This is a genomic window from Streptomyces sp. ATCC 21386, assembly GCF_018728545.1.
Lineage (GTDB): Bacteria > Actinomycetota > Actinomycetes > Streptomycetales > Streptomycetaceae > Streptomyces.
Genome location: NZ_JAAVVL010000001.1, coordinates 1,538,650 through 1,558,274 on the forward strand (window position 1 = coordinate 1,538,650; position 19,625 = coordinate 1,558,274).

The following is a 19,625-nucleotide window of genomic DNA, read 5'->3' on the forward strand; positions in this document are numbered from 1 at the left end:
CCCTTCCGGGCGACCCCATGGGTGAATCCGTGACGGAGGCGAAGCGGAGCCCCGCCGGTGCCGGCGGGTCGGCCCACCGGGTGGGCGCGGCGAGCGGAGCTGAGGGACACGAGGCGGCGGGGATCCTGGAACAGGCGCGGCTGTCGGTCGATCCCGAACTGCGCCGGGCCATCGGGTCCTTACCGGGTTCGATGCGTCGCGTCGCCCGCTACCACTTCGGCTGGGAGGACGCGGACGGCACCCCGGTCACGGGGAACGCGGGCAAGGCGATACGCCCGGCGCTGGTCCTGGCCGCCGTCGCCGCCCTCGGCGGGCGCGAGTCCACCGCCGTGCGGGCCGCCGCCGCGGTGGAGCTGGTGCACAACTTCACGCTGCTGCACGACGACGTGATGGACCGGGACGCCACGCGCAGACACCGGGCCACCGCGTGGACCGTGTTCGGGATTCCGGACGCGATCCTGGCCGGGGACGCGCTCCAGGCCCTGGCCCAGCAACTGCTCGCCCAGGACCCGCATCCGGCGTCGACCGCGGCCGCCGCCCGGCTCGCGGCCTGTGTCGTCGAACTCTGCGCCGGCCAGCACACCGACACCGAGCTGGAGGGGCGCCCGCCGGGGGAGGTCACTCTCGACGAGGTGCTCGTCATGGCCGAGGCGAAGACGGGCGCGCTGCTCGGCTGTGCCTGTGCGGTGGGCGCGTTGTACGCGGGCGCCGGTGAGGAGGACGTCGAGGCCCTGGACGCGTTCGGACGGGAGGCCGGACTGGCCTTCCAGCTCATCGACGACGTGATCGGCATCTGGGGCGACCCGAGCCACACCGGCAAGCCGGCCGGAGCGGACCTCATGGTCCGCAAGAAGTCCCTGCCGGTGGTCGCCGCCCTCGCCTCAGGCACCCCCGAGGCTCTCGAACTCGCCGAGCTGTACGGACTGCCGTACAGGGAGGGGGACCTGGAGCGCACGGCGTCGGCCGTGGAGCGGGCTGGTGGGCGCGACTGGGCGCAGGTCCAGGCCGCCGACCGTATGGCCAGGGCCATGCACCAACTCTCCCGCGCGATCCCTGACCCGGAGTCGGCCGGGGGCCTGCTCGCACTGGCCGAATTCGTGACGCGCCGCAGCAGCTGAGGCGGGCCGAGGGGCGGTCGATGCTCCGGAGACGTCGTCTCGTGCCGTGCGGACCTGACCCCGCGCGGTGCCGGCGTCTTCGGGTGGTCGGCGGGTCCCGCACATCCCCACGGTGTGCGGGGCCCGCCGGGTTTTCGAGGCTCCGTCGCTCGGGTGCTTCCGGCTCGGGGGCTTCGTGGTTTCGTCGCGCGATTCACCGTGCCCTACGGATCCGGGACGATCGTCTCCACGACGCGCTCCATCAGGCCCTCCCGTACGCCCATCTGCGCGAGTACGTGGCCTCACGCACGCTGAAGGAGTCGCCCGACCCGAATGTCGAGATCATCTCCGACGACCTGGTCCGATGTTCGGCTCCGGATTCGCCCTCACCGAGTTCACGCTCGACGACGTGCGCGGGTTCGACAACGGGGTGGTCGTACGGAAGTACAGCAGGAAGCGCTGAGCGCGGCGCCGAGCGCCGGAGATTGCCGGGTTACGGCGGGGAGCGCGCCGACCCCGTCGGCCATACCCTGAGGGCATGGGCATCGACGAGCATGTCTGCCCGGTCTGCGGACAGCCGGTGGCCACGGTCGTACGGCGGCACAAGACGCTGGGCGCGTGGGTACCCGTGTGGGGTCCGGGTCCGTGCAGGAACCCTGAGTGTGCGGCGTACGTCGACGAGGCCGTGGAGGCCGCGGAGGCCGCCGCTGAGAAGCCCCGGGCGGTGGCCCGGCGGACGCACGGCAGCCATGGCGCGCATGGCGGTCACAGTGGTCGGGCCGATCAGGCCGGTCGTACGGCGCATCCCGGCGAAGCCGAGGCGGTGGCCGAGCCGGCCGAGGAGGCGGCCCCGGCCCCGGCCGAGGACCGGACCGAGGAGAAAGCCTGACCGGGGACGCCCCACCTGACCGGGGACGGCCCCACCTGGCTGGGCTCGGCCCCAGGCTCCCGGCCCGCGCGACGGACGAAGGAGCGGACACATGAAGTTCCTGATGATGGTCCTCGGTACGCAGGCTGACTACGAGGGCATGCGGGGCCAGGCCTCCGCGCACTCCCCGGCCTGGACGCCGGAGCAGTTGCGGGCCATGTACGCCTACATGAGCGCGATCAACGACGACCTCACCGAGACCGGGGAGATGATCGACGGGCAGGGGCTGGCCGAGCCGGCGAGCACCCGGTTCGTCACGGCGGACGTCGACGGCAAACCGGTGGTCACGGACGGCCCGTACCCGGACACCGCCGAACTGCTCGCCGGCTACTGGCTGCTGGACTGTGCCGACCTGGACCGGGTCACGGAGATCGCGGCCCGCGTCGCCCAGTGCCCCGGCCCGGAGGGGCTCAAGGAGTACCCGGTGGTCATCCGCCCGGTGCTGGAGGGCGCGGAGGACATCTGAGCCGACGGGCTGTCTCACCCGACCGCCGGAGGCAGCCCGCCCGTCTCCGGGGACCGGCCCGTCAGGCAGTACGTGCCGCCCGCCGGATCACGCATCACCGTCCAGTGGAGCTGACGGGACACGCAGGTGGCGCCGAGGGATTCATGGTGCGCACGGGTGGCGTCGATGTCGGCGCAGGCGAGGTCGAGGTGGGCGGAGGCCGGGCGCGGGGCGTCGAGTCGCTGGAGGAGGATGCGCAGGGGCAGGCCGGCCGGCGGGCGCAGTACATGGAACTCCGGGCGGGAACCCGGGTGGGAGTCCCACCCCGTCAGGCCCGCCCAGAACGCGGTTTCGCCCGCGAAGGCTGCCGGCGGCACGTCGAGGCACACCTGGTCCAGCCGGCTCCCGTCCACCACGGGCGGCCGCTCGGCCTCTCCGTGCCACGGCACCACGCAGAAGAGCTGCCCGGCGGGTGAGCGCACCACCGCCCAGCCGTCGTGCGGGGCGACCACCTCGGCCCCGAGCCGGACCGCCCGGCCGACGAGCGCGGGGACGTCCTCGACCACGAGATCCAGGTGAGCGCCGCCGCCCGACTCGACCCCCTGCGCCTTCACACAGGCGTCGCCGGTCTCGGGCAGCAAGGTGACGAACTCGCCCTGATCGCCCCGGGGCGCGGACAGCCGCGTCGCCGTGACCGCCGTCCAGAAGGCGCAGGCCCGCTCGAACACGGCCATCGGCCGGTCGACGAAGGCGTACGTCCACCGGATCTGCACCCCTGTCTCGCCCTCCCCGCCCACCGAGCCGCCGCCCGAGGCGTCGCCCGAGACAGCGCCCCCGTCGCCCCCGTCGCCTCCGCCGTGACCGCCGTCCGTGCCGTTCCCGCTCACTCCACCCACAGCGCCGCTCCCTGTCGTACGGTCCAGCCCCACGGCTGGACGACTCGTACGCTCCCTCGCCGTCCCGCTCCACGCAACGCGGTTTCCGTGTGCCGGGGGCGCACGCTCCGCACCCGGCTGGTCAGTCCCGGCGCTGCATGAAGCGCAGCATGTTGCCCGCGGGATCGCGGAACGCGCAGTCGCGGACGCCGTACGGCTGGTCCGTGGGGGCCTGGAGGACGTCGGCACCGGAGGCCTCGACGCGGCTGTAGAGGGCGTCGCAGTCGGTGGTGGTGAAGTTGACGCCGCGCAGGACACCCTTGGCCAGGAGGTTGGCGATGGTCTCGCGGTCGGCGGGGGAGATGTCGGGGTCGGCGGCGGGCGGCTCCAGGACGATCTCGACGTCCGGTTGGAGCGGGGAGCCCACGGTCACCCAGCGCATGCCCTCGAAGCCCACGTCGCCGCGGACCTCCATGCCCAGGACGTCGCGGTAGAAGGCGAGCGCCTTGTCGTGGTCGTCGACGGCGAGGAAGCACTGGGCGAGCTTCACGTCCGGGGCCGGGAGGCGCGCGGCGTTCGGATCGTTCGTAGTCATGCCCTCACGCTAGGCCGTGCCCGCGGTGTCCCGCCCGCGGGAGCGCGAGCGGCATCGCCGGTGCCGGTCGTCCCGTACTGCAACGCGGCCGAAGGAGAGCGCCGGAACGACGGGATGACCGCCGGCGCCCGTCGGCCGCCGAAGGGGAGGAACCCCGGCCGACGTGCGGCCGGGGTTCCTCCAGGCGGTGTGTATCAGGCGGGTCAGCGCTGCAGGGTGAGGACACCCGGCCGGTACGGCCACTTCAGGTATTCGGTGCCGCTCGGGGTGGTGCCCCTGCCCTGGTAGAGGAACTGCAGGTTGCAGGGGTCGATGGTCTTGGTCTGGTCGGGGTTGTTGCGGACCAGGTCACCGTGGCTGATGTCGTTGGTCCAGGTGGCACCACTGTTGGCCTTGCCCGCGAAGGGGCTGCTCTCGGTGCCGGCCTGCACGGTCCACGGACCGTTCAGGCTGGAGGCGGTGTACGAGCGGAAGTAGCGCCCGTTCACGCCCCGCGCCTCGACGATCATGAGGTACTGGTTCTGGCCCTGGACCTTGTAGACCTCCGGCGCCTCGAACACCTTGTCCACGGTGTCGCTGATGACCGTCGTGTACGACGAGCCGAAGCTGCCCGGGAAGTTCGCGAGCGGCATGGTCGACTTGTAGATCTTGCCGTTGTCGCCGGCGAAGAACATGTGCATGTTCTGGTCGTCGGCGATCAGGGTCTGGTCGAGCGCGCCCACGGAGCTCTCGGAAGTGGGGAGCTCACCGGTGAACATCGGCTGCGGCGCGGACCAGCTGTTGGGGTTGGTGGGGTCGGTCGACGTGCGGTAGTTGAACTTCCAGCCGCCGGCCCACTGGGAGGCCAGCACCCAGATGTTCTTGGTCGAGAGGTAGAACAGCGTGGGCGCCACCGCGCCCTGGCTCATGCCGGTCTGAGGGGCCGTCGCCATGTCCGACCAGTTCGTGAAGGGGCCGAAGCCCATCGAACGCCAGCCGCTGTCGTTGGCGTACGTCCCGTAGACCAGGTGCTTGCCCTGGTACGTCACGGTGGTGAAGTCCTTCAGCGAGTACCACCCGTTCGCCGGCTGCGCCAGCGCGCCGGTCGAGGTCCACCTGTACGTCGACGGAAGGGAACACGTGGTGCCCGAGGCGGACAGGCCGGTCCACTTCTGGTTGCTGCCGCCGTTGCAGGTCGCGATCTCCACCGCGGTGCTGTTGGCGGTACCGGCACCCACGACGCTCAGGCACAGCCCGGACTCCACGCCGACGACCGTACCGTCGGTGTTCACCCGCCACTGCTGGTTCGCACCGCCGTTGCAGTCCCAGATCACCGGCCGGGTCCCGGGCGTGGTGGCGTGGCCCGGGACGTCCAGGCACTTGTTGCCGTACACGGTCAGCTGGTTGCTGTCCGTCAGCGTCCACTGCTGGTTGGTCCCGCCCCAGCAGTCATAGATCTGGGTGGCGGTGCCGTTGGTCTGGCTGGCGCCCGGCACGTCGAGACACCGGCCGGAACCGGTGCCACGCAGGGCGCCGCTGGTGGCGGCCTGGGCGGCCGGGCTGGCGACCAGCAGCGCCGCTAGCGAGACCATGGTCGCGGTCGCGGCGGCCATGACCGCGGACGGACGTCTGCGGCTGAAGCCGAGTCTGTGCATGGGGACCTCGTGTTTCTGAGTGCGCGGCTCTGCCGGCTCCTCGGAGGCTGTACGTGGGGTGGTGCGGCGCGACCTCGCATATGTTCGCTATATCGAACGTAGGTCGAAGTATCGAGCAAGTGGATAATAAAGATCCGGCCACCCGCGTCAATACTTCTCACAGAAATCACGAGCCGGAAAAGGCGTGGAACACCTCGGCGACCGCGAAGCCGTCCTGATCGTCGACGACACCGGCTTTCTGAAGAAGGGCATCCGCTCGGCCGGGGTGCAAAGGCAGTACGCGGGCACCGCGGGACGCACGGGGAACTGCCGGACCGGTGTGTTCCTCGCCTACGCCACCGACCGCGGACGCACACTGACCGACCGGCGGCTGTATCTGCCCACCTCCTGGACGGACGACCGGGAGCCGGACCGCGAAGCAGGAATGCGGCCCGGACGGCTGCCAAGTCCGCCGCTACCCCAGCCGGCACCGCCACATGACCCTGGCCATGGCCGCCCACGCCTGCCTCACCGACCTGCGGGCCCGCCAACTGGACACGGAGAAAGCACTCAGAACAAGCACCGTTGCAGTACGCAGTACTAGGGCACCTCGTCGGGTTCCGTCATGCGGACGCGGTGTCGGGACGGCCGGGTCAGGCGCTTCGCCACACAGGCGGGGACGGTCGCGCCCTCCTCGTGCGAGCGGGCCCGGTACGCGCTCGGTGTCTCGCCGACCAGCTCCGTGAAGCGGGAGCTGAAGGAACCCAGTGACGTACAGCCCACGGCCATGCACACCTCCGTCACCGTGAGGTCGCCGCGGCGCAGCAGCGCCTTGGCGCGCTCTATCCGGCGGGTCATGAGATAGCCGTAGGGAGTCTCGCCGTACGCCGTGCGGAAGCTGCGCTGGAAGTGTCCGGGAGACATCAGCGCGGTGCGGGCGAGCGTGGTCACGTCCAGCGGCTCGGCGTACTCGCGGTCCATGCGGTCCCGCGCCCGCCGCAGCCGCACCAGATCGTCCCGGTCCATGCCCACAGCATCGCACCGGGCACTGACAACGGGACACGCCCGGGACGTCGGGGCACGCCCGCCCGGGGCGGGCGGAGGCTCAGCCCTTCACCGCCGAGCTGGCCACCCCCTGGACGAACCACCGCTGGAAGAAGGCGAAGACGATCAGTACCGGCAGGACGAGCAGGACGCCGAAGGCGAGGATCTGGCCCCAGTCCGGCGGCTGCTGCCCCTGGAAGACGCTCATCTCCAGCGGCAGCGGACGTACCGAGGGGTCGGAGACCATCAGCACCGGCCACAGGAACGACCCCCACTGGGTGAGGAAGGTCAGGATGGCGACCGAGGCGAAGGCCGGTTTCGACATCGGGACGATGATCGCGAAGAAGGTGCGCCAGGGGCCGGCGCCGTCCAGCCGGGCCGCCTCCTCGATGCTCGGCGGGATCGAGCGGAAGAACGTGTGGAACTGGTAGACCGAGAAGGCGTTGGCGACGAACGGCAGCGCCTGGATGAAGAGCGTGTTCCGCTGGTCGTTGAACATGTAGAACAGCGGCACGGCCACCGATTCGAACGGCACCAGCATCAGCAGCAGGACCAGGGTGAAGACGGCCTCCCGGCCCCGCCACCGCAGCCGCGAGAGGCCGTACGCCGCCATCGAGTTGACGAAGAGACCGCCGGTCACCACCACGAACGCCAGCAGCAGCGAGACACCCATGAACTGCCAGAAGTAGCCCGTGCTCTCGGAGTTCAGGCTGTCCAGGACGGCGGAGTAGTTGTCGAAGGACAGATGGGTGGGGAGGAAGCCGGACAGCCCGTTCAACACCTCGTCGGACGGCTTGAGGCTGCCGAGGAGGAGGTAGAGGACGGGCAGCGCGAAGACGAACGCCAGGACGGAGAGGACGGCGTAGTCGAGGAAGCGGCGCAGCGGCCCGCGGGACGGACCGGCACCCGTGCTCGTACCCGTGGCGGTACCCGTACCCGTGCTGACGGTCGGACTCATGGTCGTACTCATCTGCTCAGTCCTCGTTGTCGGGCCGGACGACGCGGCGCTGGATCAGGGTCAGGGCGACGACGATCAGGAAGAACACGACGGTGATCGCGGAGGCCTGACCGATGTTGTTCTGGTCGAACGCGGTCGTGACGGCCTGGTACATCACCGTGCGGGCCGCGTCCTCGTCGAGCCCGCCGCCCTTGACCAGGACGTACACCTGGTCGAAGACGCGGAAGGACAGCACCGAGGTGAGCATCACCACGAAGACGAGGGTGGAGCGGATGCCCGGCAGGGTGACGTGCCGGAACTGCTGCCAGCGCGAGGCCCGGTCCAGCTGGGCGGCCTCGTAGAGCTCGCCCGGAATCTGCTGGAGCCCGGCGAGCAGGATGACCATCTGGAAGCCGACGCCCTGCCAGACGGAGAGCACGATGATCGAGGCCATCGCGGTCAGGCCGTCGCCGAGCCAGTCGAACGCGCCCCAGTTGCCGAAACTCACCGCGTCCAGTGCCGAGTTGAGCATGCCCTGGTCGCTGCGGGCGAGGATCAGCCGCCAGATCACCGCGACCAGCGCCATCGGGAAGACGACCGGCATGAAGAAGACCGACCGGAAGATGCCGATGGCCTTCAGCTTGCGGTTCAGCAGGATCGCCAGGCCCAGCGCGAGGCCGGTCTGGAGGGGGACGACGACCACGGCGAAGGTCAGGTTGTTGAGCAGGGCCCGCAGGAACGGACCGGAGAGGTCGGGGTCGGTGAACAGCCGGCGGTACTGCTCGACCCCGAAGAAGGTGGGTTCCAGCGGGGAGCCGAGGCGCACGTTGTAGAAGGAGAGCACGACGGCGTAGCAGAACGGGATGCCGACGAAGGCGATGAGTCCGGCGACGGCGGGGGCGGACATCAGCAGCCCGTGCAGCCATGCGCGGTCGCGGCGTGACGGCCGCCGGGCCGTTGCGCCGGGGGATGGGGCCTGCTGCCGGCCTGTGGCCGCCGCGGGCGTGGGTTCCACGGTTTTCACGGAGGGGTCCTCTTCCCGAAAGGGGCGGACGGACACGGGTGGGCGTCCGCCCCGGCCGATGGGTTCGGCTGGACCGATGGGTCCGGTGCGGGCTGCTGTACGCGTTGCTACGGGATCTCGTAACCGGCGTTGTCCGAGAAGTCCCGGTCGATGGCGCGGGCGGCCTTCGACAGGGCTTCCTTCGGGTCGGCGCCGCCGTAGATCGAGCTCACGGCCTCGCTGAACTTCGAGGTCACCACGGGGTATCCGGCGGTCACCGGCCGGGTGACGGCGACACACGACTTGCTGATGTCCCTGTCTCCGCACGGCTTGGCGAGCTGGTCGGCGAAGAGCTGGAGCGGGCCGCCCTGCCGGTAGAGCGGGCTCGCGGCGAGCGCGGACTTCGTGGCCGGCGGCGCGCCGTTGGCCTTCGTCATCGCGCCGACGTTGGTGTCGTCGAGCAGGAAGTCCAGGAAGGTGCCCGCGGCCTTGGCGTTCTTGCTGTTCGCGCCGACACCCCAGGCCCACGAGCCCTGGCCGGTCTTCGGGCCGTCGCCGAAGTCGGGCAGCGGCAGCACGACCAGGTCGTCACCGAGCGCCTCGCTGTAGGCGGGGTACATCCAGTGCCCGACCCAGCTCAGGGCGACGCGGCCCTTGGCGAAGGCGTTGCTGTCGGTGTTGGGGTCCGTGGTGGCCTTCCAGGACTGGAAGGTCTTCATGGCCGACACGACCTCGGGGGTGTCGAGGGCGCCCGCCGCCTTGCCGTCCTTGAGCAGGGAGCCGCCGGCCGACCAGACGATCGGGGCGAATCCGTAGGTCCCCCACTCGGTGGCGTAGCCGTTGCCCTCCTGGAGGTCGAGGACCTTGCCGTCGGAGTCCTTCGCCTTGAGCGCCTTGAGAGCGGCGTCGAACTCCTTCGCGGTCCAGGCGTCGTCCAGGCCCTTCGGGTACGTGACCCCGGCCGCGTCCAGCAGCTTCTTGCTGCCGTACATACCGAGTCCGGAGTCGAACATGCCCAGGCCGTAGTGCTTGCCGTCGACCTCGCCCTGTGCCTTGGAGGCGTCCGTGGCGTTGTCGAGGGTCTTGGCGGAGATGTGCTCGTCGAGCGGGGCGAGCTTCTTGTTGTAGACGAAGTTCGCCATCGTCGGGCCGTCGAACTCCAGGACGTCCGGCAGTTCGGCGGCGTCCGTCGCGGTGATCGTCTTGGTGTAGTCCTTCTCCGGTATCAGCTTCAGCTCGACCTTGACCTTCTTCTGCGAGGAGTTGAACGACTTCACCGCGTTCTGCAAGGCCTCCGACTCACTCTTCTGGCCCTGGTGGGCCCAGACGCTGATGGTCCCCTCGCCGCTGCCGGCCTCGGCGGACGTGTCGCCCCCGCCGCCCCCGCCACAGGCGGCCAGTGCCGCCAGGGGCAGGGCCAGGGCCAGTCCCGTACGGGCGGTGCGGCGAAACCTCTTGCCGGTCGAGCGGGTGGTCGGGTTCATGGTGTGTGCCTCCGTGCGGGGTGAGGGTGCGAGGTGCGAGGTGCGGGGGGGGGCGTTCGGGTGGCAGGGTGCCGAGCTCGACGGAATGGGGGCGTACGGGAAGTCACTGGGGTCCGCGCGGACGCGGGGGCGCCGTGGTCTCGCGCAGGACGAGCCGGATGGGCATCTCCACCCGGCCGGGCGGCTGTTCGACGTCCGGCTCGTCCAGTTGCCGCAGCAGCAGCCGGGCGGCCTCCGCGCCCTGCCCGGCGACCGGCTGGGCGACCGTGGTCAGTCCGACCACGTCGGCGAGTTCGTGATCGTCGAAGCCGACCACGGACACGTCGTCCGGCACCCGCAGCCGATGCCGTCTGAGCGCGCGCAACGCGCCCATCGCCATCTCGTCGGACTGGGCGAACACGGCGGTCGGCGGCCGGGACGCGGCCAGCAGTTCGGTCATCGCCCGCTCGCCGCCGTCCACCGTGTAGTCGCCGTCCGCCACCAGCGCCGGGTCGTGCTCGATCCCGGCCTCGGCGAGGACGTGCAGATAGGCGGCGCGACGGTCGACCGGGGTGGTCCAGTGCAGCGGCCCGCTGGCCCCGGAGATCATGCCGATCCGGCGGTGGCCGAGGTTCACAAGATGCCGCACGGCGCTCTCCGCGCCCGCCCGGTCGTCGATGCCGACCACCGTGAAGCCGGGCCGGGCGCCCCCGACGGTGGAGGCCAGCGGCACCCCGAGGGAGCGCAGCGCGGCGGACTCGTCCTCGTCCGGGATGAGCAGGGACAGCACCGCGTCGACCCGCTTGCGCACCGGCAGTTTGGTGAAGAACCGCTTGCGCGCCTCGGTCGAGCCCAGGTTGTAGAGCAGTACGTCGTACCCGGCGGCGCTGAACACCTGCTCGGCGGCGTCCAGCACGGTGCCGAAGAACCAGCGGCCGATGTACGGGGCGACGACCCCGATCGTGTACGTGCGCCCGCTGGCGAGGCTGGACGCCGAACGGGACGCGGTGTAGCCGAGCTGTGCGGCGACGGCCGCGATCTGGGCGCGCACCTCGTCCGAGACGCCCGGCCTGCCCCGCAGCGCGCGGGACACGGTGGACGCCGAGACGCCGGCGGCGCGGGCGACATCGGTGATGCTGACCGTCACGGCGGATTTCTCCCGTCGGGTTCACGTCGATGTGTGGCTGGGGGGTGACGTGACCGTAAACCCGGCCTCCTTGTTGCGCAAGCGTTTGCGTTCAGTTTTACTTGCGCTGATTCTCAATCGACATCTCTATGAACGATGGTCAGCGCACGCGTTTGGGCGCTGCGAGCCGACAGGACTGCTGCGCATGCGATACGCCCCGCCGGGCCTCTGCGTGAACGACTTCGCCCTGCTCCGCGAGGACGACGGCACCTACACGGTGCTCCATCTCCAGGGGCCCTGGACCGCCGAGTTCGACCATCTGCGGATGGAGACGTCCTACGGCCGGGCCACCTCGGTCGACCTGGTCGGCTGGCGGCCCGAGGGCACCGCCTTCGGAAACGGTCTGCCCGGCCGCTTCGACCAGCAGGCGGTGTGGACGATGCACCCCGTGCGCCACGGCACCGGAAGCGCGATGTTCTACACGGGGGTGAGCGGGCTGACCCCCGAGGGCTGGCCCCTGCAGTCCGTCGGCCTCGCGCTCTCCGACCGCACGGACGGCACGGGCTGGCGGCGCCACGGCACGGGACCGGTCGTCGAGGCCGACCCCCGCTGGTACCGCACCGCCGACCGGATGGGCTGGCGCGACCCCTTCGTCGTACGCGACGACGAGGGCGACGGCTGGGTCATGGTGATCTGCGCGGCCGACGCCTCGCTCCCGGTCGAGGTCAGCGGCTGCGTGGCCTGGGCCACCTCCCCGGACCTCGAACACTGGACGGTCCACCCGCCGTTGATCTCCCCGGGCGATGTGGACGAGTTGGAGTGCCCGGTCCTGGAACGCCTCGACGACGGGACCTGGCTCCTCCTGGGCTCGATCGGCTCGACGCGCGGTTTCGACGCGTGGACGGCGCCCCGCCTGCGCGGCCCCTGGACCCGGCGCGGCCAACTCGGCCCCACGGGGGCGTACGCCCCCCGCGTCATCGCCGCCCCCGACGGCTCCCGCGTCGTGCTGCACACGACCCCCCGCCGGGTCGGTCTCACCGACGCCGGCGACACCTGCCGGGGCATGCTCGCCCAGCCCAAATCCCTGGTCGTGGGGGCGGACGCGGCCCCGCACCTGGCCTGGTGGCCGGGCCTGGACGCCTGGCTCGGCGACCCGACGACCGCCCCCGCACTCCACGCGGTCGGCGACATCGCCCTCTCCGGCCGCCCTGTCGAGGTCGCCCTGCGCACCAACCCGGCCGACGCCTCCCGCCCGGCCCTCACCGTCACCTGCGACGGCAAGAACCTCCGCGTCACGGGCCCGGCCGGCGTCCTGTTCGCCGAGACGGTCCTGCGTGAACCCCCCACGTCACTGCGCGTCCTGACCGTCGGCGAGTACGTCGAGGTCTACGCCGACGGCGTCTTCGCCCTGACCGCTCTCTGCTACTCCGGTCGCCCCGCCCCCTGGACGGCGACGACCGACGGCCACGCCACCGCCGTCCCCGTCCGCCCCCTCCGCCTCCCCGACCCCGACCGCGACGACGCGTCGGCGATCTGGCCAGGGCCCGACCCGACCCCCTGACTCGGGCCGGACGAACGGCCGTCGGACCCGTACGGGCCCCGAACACGACCGCACCCGGCCCGTCACACCGTCGTTCGGGACGGCGGTATGCGGACCGGGTGCGGACGAGAGAGGCCGGGTCAGGCCTTCTTGGTCTCCTAGTAATGGGCCAGGTTGGTGACCTGCGGGGATGTTTACTGTGGGGTGCTGACCTGGCCTTTTGCTGATGGCTGGCGATGGGGTGCGACGGTCATGAGTGGGTGTCTTGCGGACTGGGTGCGGACTAGTGCTGCAACAGTGCTTGCCGTGACTGCTGGCCAGTTCGGTCGGGCGGTCTGGTTACGGGGAGACATTGCTGATGTCAGATTGTGGGCGCGTGAATACCTGCACGGTGGCCCGGCGACGCGACTCCCCATGAAGGAAAACGCTTTTCCCTGGTCGGCGCCTTCTGGCAGGGTGTGGCGCGTGACAGGCGAGGGCGATGCCAGCAGTGACGACGAGGCGTGGGCGATGGAATTCATCGACCGGCTGAACCGAGGCACACAGGAGGCGCATGAGCGTCGCGACGCGCTCGCGGTAGCGGTCGACGAAATAGCGCACGGATTCACGCAGTTGGGCCTCAAGCCTTGGAAAATGAGGCGAAAGAGCCCGGCGCGAGAGGACATGAAGGCCCCCGATGTCCTGCTCGGTGACCGCGCCGAATCAGTCGCAACAATTCTCAGGTATGAATCAGCGGTCAACATCCTTAGCGCCGCCGATCAGCTTCGGGGCTTCGCCGTCCTGCTTCGCGCAGAGGCATCGCTCATGGGCGCGGTCTCGGTCGCGCGCGGCATCTTCGAGGCGTGCCTGTGGGCCACAGCGGTAATCGACCCGACCATCACCACTGACGAGCGTCTGCAACGCGCCCTGACGCGTCGCCTCGCACGACTCTCGGCAGGTATCCGTCTCAAGAACATGCTCGGCGACGGCGTCAATGATGCCGACCAGTTCATCGAAATCGACGGCGACGTCGATGACCAGCACGGGTCCAACCGTGATCCTGCGAAGGACATCGACGACATCGTGAGTTACGCCAAGGACCGGGGCTGGCCCGTGAAGAAGAGCCGCCGCGCCTCCGAGATCACGCCCCTTTCGATTGACTGGCTCAGCGAGAATCTTGAGCGCCGAATCGGCCTCGAGGGGTACGCCTGGACGAGCGGGTCGTCGATGGCGCACGGAGAGCATGCCCCCGACACGGCATCGTGGGTTGAGCTGTCCCAAGATCTCGGTACGGCTCCGGCGTGGTTGATCCAATTGTGGTCGACCGGCGCTTGGGCGGGACCGCGTCTCTTCCTTGCAACGCTCGCCAACTACACAGGGAGGGTGAGCCTAGGCCGCGAGTATCAGCGATTCGAGGGGTTGTTCTGGAACACGGGCGGTAAGAGCTAGGGGCTTGCAGATCATTTGCACGAACCGCTCATGCACCACGTCCGGCCCACGCGCCCACAACCTGACGTCAGCAAGGGCTCCATCCATAACCAGACCAACGACCGAACTGTCCAGCACTCAGAACAGACACCGTTGCGGTACTAGGCAGGGATTGATGCGGCATATCGCTGCACGGTTGACGACGCACCGCTACGGTGAGCCGTACGGCCGCTGATAGCACGATGCCACCGAGGAACATATGGACGAGTCTGTTGCACCGGATGCTGCTCGGCTCGGGGGTGAGACGGCATCTGGACCCGCTGCTGCTCCCGGGGATGCGACCGCCGGAGGCGACATCGCTGCAGCCGGTGAAACTGAGCGAGGATCGAGCACCTATGCGACCGGCGGTGGTGGCGTTTCGTTCGCGCACCGCGTCGCGGCTGTCTATCTCGCTGGCATGTTGACTGGCGCACGACGGGCGGAGGTATCTGAGCTGCCGGTCCGGAGGGTGTCGTTCCAAACAGGTCCGGCGCACCCGGTGGACGATCTACTGATCGAATGCGGCGATGCGGCAGCCGAGGTCATCCTTGCCGTGGCATGTCGAGCAACGCCGAACTTCGTCCAGAGCCATGGTGACACGGTGAAGCTCGTCGGGTCGCTGCTCGCCGAGGTCGAGAGGTTCGACGCCGACACTCACCAGGTCGCCGTCGCGACCGCCGGTCGGTCCGATCAGTGGGACCAGCTTGAAACGCTCTGCGGCATCGCGCGTGCTCACGCCGACCCGGAGTCGTTCCAAGCGTCCATGGAGGTCGATCGCCGCTGGTCCAAGCCGGTGCGTAAGCGTCATGAGCATTTTCTGGAGATGGTCGCGAAGGTCGTCGAAGACGACGCAACGCAGGAAGAGATCCTGCGGCTGGAGTGGCGGCTGCTCGGCCGGCTGCACATCCTCGGTTTTGCGGTTCAGAGCCCGGACGAAGACGACCGCACAGCGGTCGCGACGTCGCTGGACAGCGTGGCCTCGGCCGCCGCCGACGGGGTGGTGGTCCGGGACCGTCTCGAGGTCGAGGCAACCCGCTATGACGCGACTGGCGCTGTGGTGGACCTCAAGGTGCTCCGCCGTGACATTCACGTGGTCTTGGACTCGGCTGCGACTCGAAGTCGACACGCGTGGTCGGTGCTTGCGGAGCAACGCAAGTTGGCCGTCGCCGGTGTGCGGGCCACTATCGGTGATGAGTCGTCCGGAGGGCCGGTCGAGATCTCGTTCGCCAACCGCCGCGAACGACTCGCTGATGCCCTGCGCGAGGCCGGTACCCGTGCTTCGGCTTTGTTGGTATCTGGCGAGTCGGGCATCGGTAAGAGTGCGCTGACTTTGTCGGCCGTTGCAGAGTTGGAAGCCGCAGCCCCCGCCGGGTTCCAGGGCGTGGTGGTGAACTTCCGTGGCATGCCGCAGTCGAGTTTGGAGCTGCGAGCTGCGCTCGGGGTTTCGCTGGAGGACGTGCTCGCGGAGGCATCGGCACCTTCTCGAGTCCTGGTCATCGACGCGGCTGATGCTGCTCTGGAACGGTCTGCTGGCCTGTTGAGTGACCTGGTGCTGGCTGCGGCTGCGGCAGGTGTTGGGCTCGTTGCGGTGACATCTGACGTGGCATTGGGTTTCGTGCGGGAGCAGGTGGAGCTGGGGTTCCCGAAGTCCATTTCGTCGTTTGAGATGCGGCCGTTGGGCGATGAGGACATCTCCGTCGTCTCAAGCCACTTTCCGCTTTTGCGTACGGTCCTGCGAGATCTGCCCGTGAACTCGCTGCTGAGAAGGCCCGTTGTACTGGACCTTCTGGCTCGGACCGGGGCGGAGCCAGATAGCTCACTGGGTGAGTGGGAGTGCCTTGATCTGGTGTGGAGCAGGGTTGTACGGGGCGATGGGCGGCCCGGTGTCGGCTCGGCGGAGGCACGCGAACAGACACTGCTCGCGGTAGCCGCAGAGACTATGAAGCTGCCCGAAGACCGTCGACCTGGCGCACGCGTTGATGCCGCAGCGGTCGACGCGCTGCGTCGGGATCATCTGCTCGCGCCACCGAGCCGGTATCGGAACCAGCCGGACTTTGCACATGACGAGGTCCGGCGGTACGCGACCGCCATCCTGCTTGTCCGTGGTCAGAGCCCCATCGAGTTGCTGCAGGCAGCGGGAGCACCGCGGTGGGCACTGTCGGCCGCCACTCTTGCGTGCGAGGGCCTACTGAAAGCACCGGACGCTCGCCCTGTCCGGAAGTTCATCGAACTGCGCTCGCAATTCGAGGCGTTCGCCGCAGCACGCGGACCCCGGTGGACTGACGTTCCGGTGGAGGCGGTTCTGGAGACGCCATTCGCGTACCAATGCCTGAAGTCAGCGTGCACGGATCAGTCGGTCGGCCTGGTGCTCGGCGACGTGGTTCGAGTTGTTCAGCAGCGGTATAAGGTCAACGGGCTGGTCGACCGTCTAGTCACGAACCCCGTTGTGCAGTTCCTCCTGGATGACGAAAAGCCGTGGGACGTGTCAAAGGAGTCGTTCGAACTGCTCGCGGACTGGCTGCAAGCCCTGTCCCTGGTGGACGTTCCTGCTGGCAACGAACTACGAATCCGACTTCGGGACCGCCTTCTTGCCTACTGGAATTCGTTCCCTCGACGGAAGACCAGCGGGGACACGCCGTCAGGGTGGATGGCGCAGCGTCGGCGACGCCGACGTGAGCTGGATTACCACCTGACGAAGGAGGCGTTCGTCGAAACGTTGGCTCTGCTCGGTCCGGACATCGATGATGCCGTCGAAAGGTGTCTTCGAGTCATTGCGGAAGATGCGCCAGCGTTCCTGGCTCCGGCTGCGGATTCGCCGTTGAGCGCCCGAGCCTTGGCGCAGAAGGACCCGGAGCTATTGGCGACGTTGATGGCGGCCTACTACATCGACGACGAGCCAAGTTGGCACCGGGATGAGGGTGTCCGGAGGCATCAGGGTCGGTGGATCGGGGTCGGACCACCGTTCTTTCAGTATTACTTCGGCGGGTTCTGGCAACTGTTCCAGACAGCACCGTTGCCGACCTCGGTGCGGATTTTGAACAGCGTTTTGAACAGTGGTGCGCGGGCACGCGTAGCGACGCTGTCGCGGCCTAGTCCGCCTTACGCGTTGACTGATCCCTTTGATGACGGGGACGAGGGCGGTGAAAGTGAGGCAGAGAACGGAGAGGTTGAAGACCGCGGTGCGGTTCTGAACCTGGACGGTACTGCTCGCTTGTACGTCGGCGACAGCCACGTGTGGAGCTGGTACCGGGGCACGTCGGTGGGCCCATACTCGGCTATGAGCGCACTCCAGGCGATGGAACGTCTTGCCGACGGGTGGTTGAGCCAGGGTGCGTCACCGAGGGCGGTTGTCGAGGCCCTCTTGAACGGCTGCGAGAACCTGGCGGTTCCAGGGATGCTATTCGGTCTGCTGGTGCGTCACATTGAGAAGGTCGGCACCGAGCTCGACCTTTTTCTCGCCGAACCTGTCGTATGGGAGTTGGAGTTTGGCCGCAGGACGAGTGAGTACGTAGGGCTGCGTGCAGCAACCGAGGGGCTCGCAAACCTTGAACGTCGCCAGTGGACACCGCGTGAGGTAGCCATGTGGCTGATGGTGCACGGCGGGCAGGAGCGTGCCCAGGCTTTGAAGAAGGTTGCCGACAAGCTTGTCGAGAACGGCGACCGGCTGAGCATTAGCCAGGAGTGTACGAAGAACTGGGCTGCCAGCCTGGACCCGGAGCAATATCGAGTTAAGCAGCATGGCGATAAGGTCTACATCGAGGTCGAATCACCGCTTGAGCTGCAAGCCGTGCAAGAAGCGCACGCGGCTCACCAGGAGGTCGTGCAGACTAGCCTGCGCCTGCAGAATCGGTACTGGGGCTCGGCCAAGCATGGCGCCGAGTACGTGCTGCCCTCGTCGGAGGAGATTGCTGCGGACCTGGCGGCAGGACGTGCCTTGGTCGAAGCCGATGAAGACCTGATGGCGAATCGGCCTGTGGACGCCGTTGCCCATGTCGTTAGAGCAGCGGTCGAACGAGCCGCCGCTGGTGATATGGAGGCGCTGGGCAACGAAGAGCAGTTCGTGACTGAGTTCGTCATCGGCATCGCATTGTTGTTCCGGGAGGCCGAGGATCAACGTCACGAGGATCAGTTCTTCGATCTTGGTGCCGATCGAGCCGTGGCGCAAGCCTTGCCGGCGTTTCTCACACCCGCACTGGCAGCGCCGCTGGAAGCGGCTGGCGTCTCGACCGAAAATGTTGCCGAGGCTGGTCTTGCGATGGCAGGCAAGGCGTCCTTGGAGACTCGGCTGTACCTGGCGCGTGGATGCGATGTCGTCTGGAGGTCTCCATGCCACCTCGACCCTTGCACCCACCGGATCACGTTGAACTGGTTGCTTGAGACTGCCCGTGGCGCAGAAATCGGTCCGTGGGACCGGCATGGTCAGCGACGGCCGAATGTCCTGATTGCCGGCGACGTTGCCGAACGCCTCCAGGCGCTATCGGGTGACTCCGTTGACATCGCGGTTCTAGATGCAGCCATTCGTGGACTCGGGGCAGCCGCGTCGACGGGCCACTGTTGCACCGACAACGCAGCCGCGCTCCTCGCCGCCTTTCTCGACGTCGAGCGACGCGCCATGGTTGCGCATGAGAAACAGGGCTGGACCGCGGACGACCGCGGGACACACAGCCTGGTCGCTGCACGGGCTCTACTCGAAGGCTTCGCGAAGGACGGTGATGCCGGGCCGGTGCTCGAACACCTCGACGTCCTTCGCGTAGATGCAGGGCTGATGTTGAATTTTCTCCACGGTCTTGCCGCGACAGGTGCAGAGAACGAGCGCTTGGCTGAAGCTGCCCGAGGTGTCTGGCCGTCGTTGCTGCGCCATGCCATTGGCTACCTGAGTGACGACTCAAGCCCTTACCGTGACCATTCTTGGGGCGACTGGGCTGCCGCTGCCCTGCTGCCGGACCCTCTTCCATGGACGCAGGGCTTGTATAACGAGGTCGTTGGCGAACCCATCGACTGGGTCCGCGCTGAGGACCTTGTGGAGTCGCTCGACGATTGGCTGCCGGCAGCTCGCGGGGAGGCCAAGTGTGTCGACGCGCTCATCGGCATTCTGCGGAAGCTCTCGGAGGAAGTGCAGGTAATCCGTGGCGTGCATTGGGTTTCCGACCTCTGCATTCAAGATGGACGTGTCACGGTCAAGCAGTCGTGGCTCTCGAACAGCTGGCTCAAGGAAATTCGCAGGACGGCCGAGGAACTCGGCGAATTGGACGAGTGGCAGATGCTCGTCGACTCTTTGGTCGTCGCCGGAAATGAGGGGCTGGCGCCTTACAGCAGGTGATGCCTCAGGGGCTGCACGACGTCTTCTGAGACTTCCGGAAAGCGGCATTGTCGGTTCGCCGATGGGGACTCTGTCCTTACGGGTATGGAATTTCGTGGGCTGGGCGCAGGACACTACGACGACCTGTGGACCGAGGACCCCTGGCCCGACGAGTACGACTTGGCAGTCTGGCCGGTACCCCGGCCCCCTGCGG

General features: G+C 68.5%; 14 protein-coding genes and 2 pseudogenes. 8 read left to right on the forward strand and 8 right to left on the reverse strand.

Features of this window, described 5'->3' with window-relative positions; translation table 11 throughout:
- The first annotated feature begins 17 nt into the window (after positions 1–17).
- The 4 genes and pseudogenes from GWK25_RS06780 (at position 18) to GWK25_RS06795 (ending at position 2,491) form a co-directional block, all read left to right on the forward strand.
- A complete protein-coding gene (locus GWK25_RS06780) occupies positions 18–1,118 on the forward strand; it encodes a family 2 encapsulin nanocompartment cargo protein polyprenyl transferase (protein ID WP_215448936.1) in 1,101 nt (366 codons plus the stop codon).
- Between the two features lie 251 nt (positions 1,119–1,369).
- Positions 1,370–1,560: pseudogene (locus GWK25_RS06785) on the forward strand (dihydrofolate reductase); the annotation flags it as partial.
- 75 nt (positions 1,561–1,635) lie between these two features.
- Positions 1,636–1,986 (forward strand): hypothetical protein, encoded by a 351-nt coding sequence (locus GWK25_RS44215; RefSeq protein ID WP_215448937.1) that lies wholly within the window; start codon positions 1,636–1,638, stop codon positions 1,984–1,986.
- 91 nt (positions 1,987–2,077) lie between these two features.
- Positions 2,078–2,491: a YciI family protein gene (locus tag GWK25_RS06795; protein ID WP_215448938.1), complete on the forward strand. Its 414-nt coding sequence runs from the start codon at positions 2,078–2,080 to the stop codon at positions 2,489–2,491.
- A gap of 14 nt (positions 2,492–2,505) precedes the next feature.
- Here the strand turns inward: GWK25_RS06795 and GWK25_RS06800 are convergent, their stop codons facing one another.
- From GWK25_RS06800 to GWK25_RS06810, 3 genes are all read right to left on the reverse strand, one after another.
- On the reverse strand, positions 2,506–3,243 hold the full coding sequence (locus tag GWK25_RS06800; protein ID WP_215457239.1) for a VOC family protein: 738 nt from the start codon (positions 3,241–3,243) through the stop codon (positions 2,506–2,508).
- 244 nt (positions 3,244–3,487) lie between these two features.
- On the reverse strand, positions 3,488–3,940 hold the full coding sequence (locus GWK25_RS06805) for a VOC family protein (RefSeq protein WP_215448939.1): 453 nt from the start codon (positions 3,938–3,940) through the stop codon (positions 3,488–3,490).
- Positions 3,941–4,143: 203 nt separating this feature from the next.
- Entirely contained in the window at positions 4,144–5,574 is a 1,431-nt protein-coding gene (locus GWK25_RS06810) for a non-reducing end alpha-L-arabinofuranosidase family hydrolase (RefSeq protein ID WP_215448940.1), read from the reverse strand.
- 184 nt (positions 5,575–5,758) lie between these two features.
- Between GWK25_RS06810 and GWK25_RS06815 the strand changes: the two are divergent.
- Positions 5,759–6,001, forward strand: a pseudogene (locus tag GWK25_RS06815) (transposase); the annotation flags it as partial.
- 152 nt (positions 6,002–6,153) lie between these two features.
- On the opposite strand, the gene GWK25_RS06820 reads toward GWK25_RS06815, so the two are convergent.
- The 5 genes from GWK25_RS06820 to GWK25_RS06840 all read right to left on the reverse strand — a co-directional run bounded on the left by GWK25_RS06820 (position 6,154) and on the right by GWK25_RS06840 (position 11,147).
- Positions 6,154–6,579, reverse strand: a complete 426-nt coding sequence (locus GWK25_RS06820; RefSeq protein WP_215448941.1) for a helix-turn-helix transcriptional regulator — start codon at positions 6,577–6,579, stop codon at positions 6,154–6,156.
- A 79-nt stretch (positions 6,580–6,658) separates the two neighbouring features.
- Positions 6,659–7,567: a carbohydrate ABC transporter permease gene (locus GWK25_RS06825; RefSeq protein WP_215448942.1), complete on the reverse strand. Its 909-nt coding sequence runs from the start codon at positions 7,565–7,567 to the stop codon at positions 6,659–6,661.
- A 4-nt stretch (positions 7,568–7,571) separates the two neighbouring features.
- The gene (locus GWK25_RS06830) at positions 7,572–8,558 is read right to left on the reverse strand and encodes a carbohydrate ABC transporter permease (RefSeq protein WP_215448943.1); all 987 of its coding nucleotides are present in this window, start codon (positions 8,556–8,558) and stop codon (positions 7,572–7,574) included.
- 107 nt (positions 8,559–8,665) lie between these two features.
- A complete protein-coding gene (locus GWK25_RS06835; protein WP_215448944.1) occupies positions 8,666–10,021 on the reverse strand; it encodes a sugar ABC transporter substrate-binding protein in 1,356 nt (451 codons plus the stop codon).
- A gap of 103 nt (positions 10,022–10,124) precedes the next feature.
- Complete coding sequence (locus tag GWK25_RS06840; RefSeq protein WP_215448945.1) at positions 10,125–11,147, reverse strand: LacI family DNA-binding transcriptional regulator; 1,023 nt, start codon at positions 11,145–11,147, stop codon at positions 10,125–10,127.
- Between the two features lie 184 nt (positions 11,148–11,331).
- On the opposite strand from GWK25_RS06840, the gene GWK25_RS06845 reads away from it, so the two are divergent.
- The 3 genes from GWK25_RS06845 (at position 11,332) to GWK25_RS06855 (ending at position 19,432) form a co-directional block, all read left to right on the forward strand.
- Positions 11,332–12,687, forward strand: coding sequence for a mucin-1 (locus GWK25_RS06845; protein ID WP_215448946.1), 1,356 nt, complete (start codon positions 11,332–11,334; stop codon positions 12,685–12,687).
- Between the two features lie 285 nt (positions 12,688–12,972).
- Complete coding sequence (locus tag GWK25_RS06850) at positions 12,973–14,094, forward strand: hypothetical protein (RefSeq protein ID WP_215448947.1); 1,122 nt, start codon at positions 12,973–12,975, stop codon at positions 14,092–14,094.
- A gap of 517 nt (positions 14,095–14,611) precedes the next feature.
- Positions 14,612–19,432 (forward strand): ATP-binding protein, encoded by a 4,821-nt coding sequence (locus tag GWK25_RS06855; protein ID WP_215448948.1) that lies wholly within the window; start codon positions 14,612–14,614, stop codon positions 19,430–19,432.
- Positions 19,433–19,625: the final 193 nt, after the last annotated feature.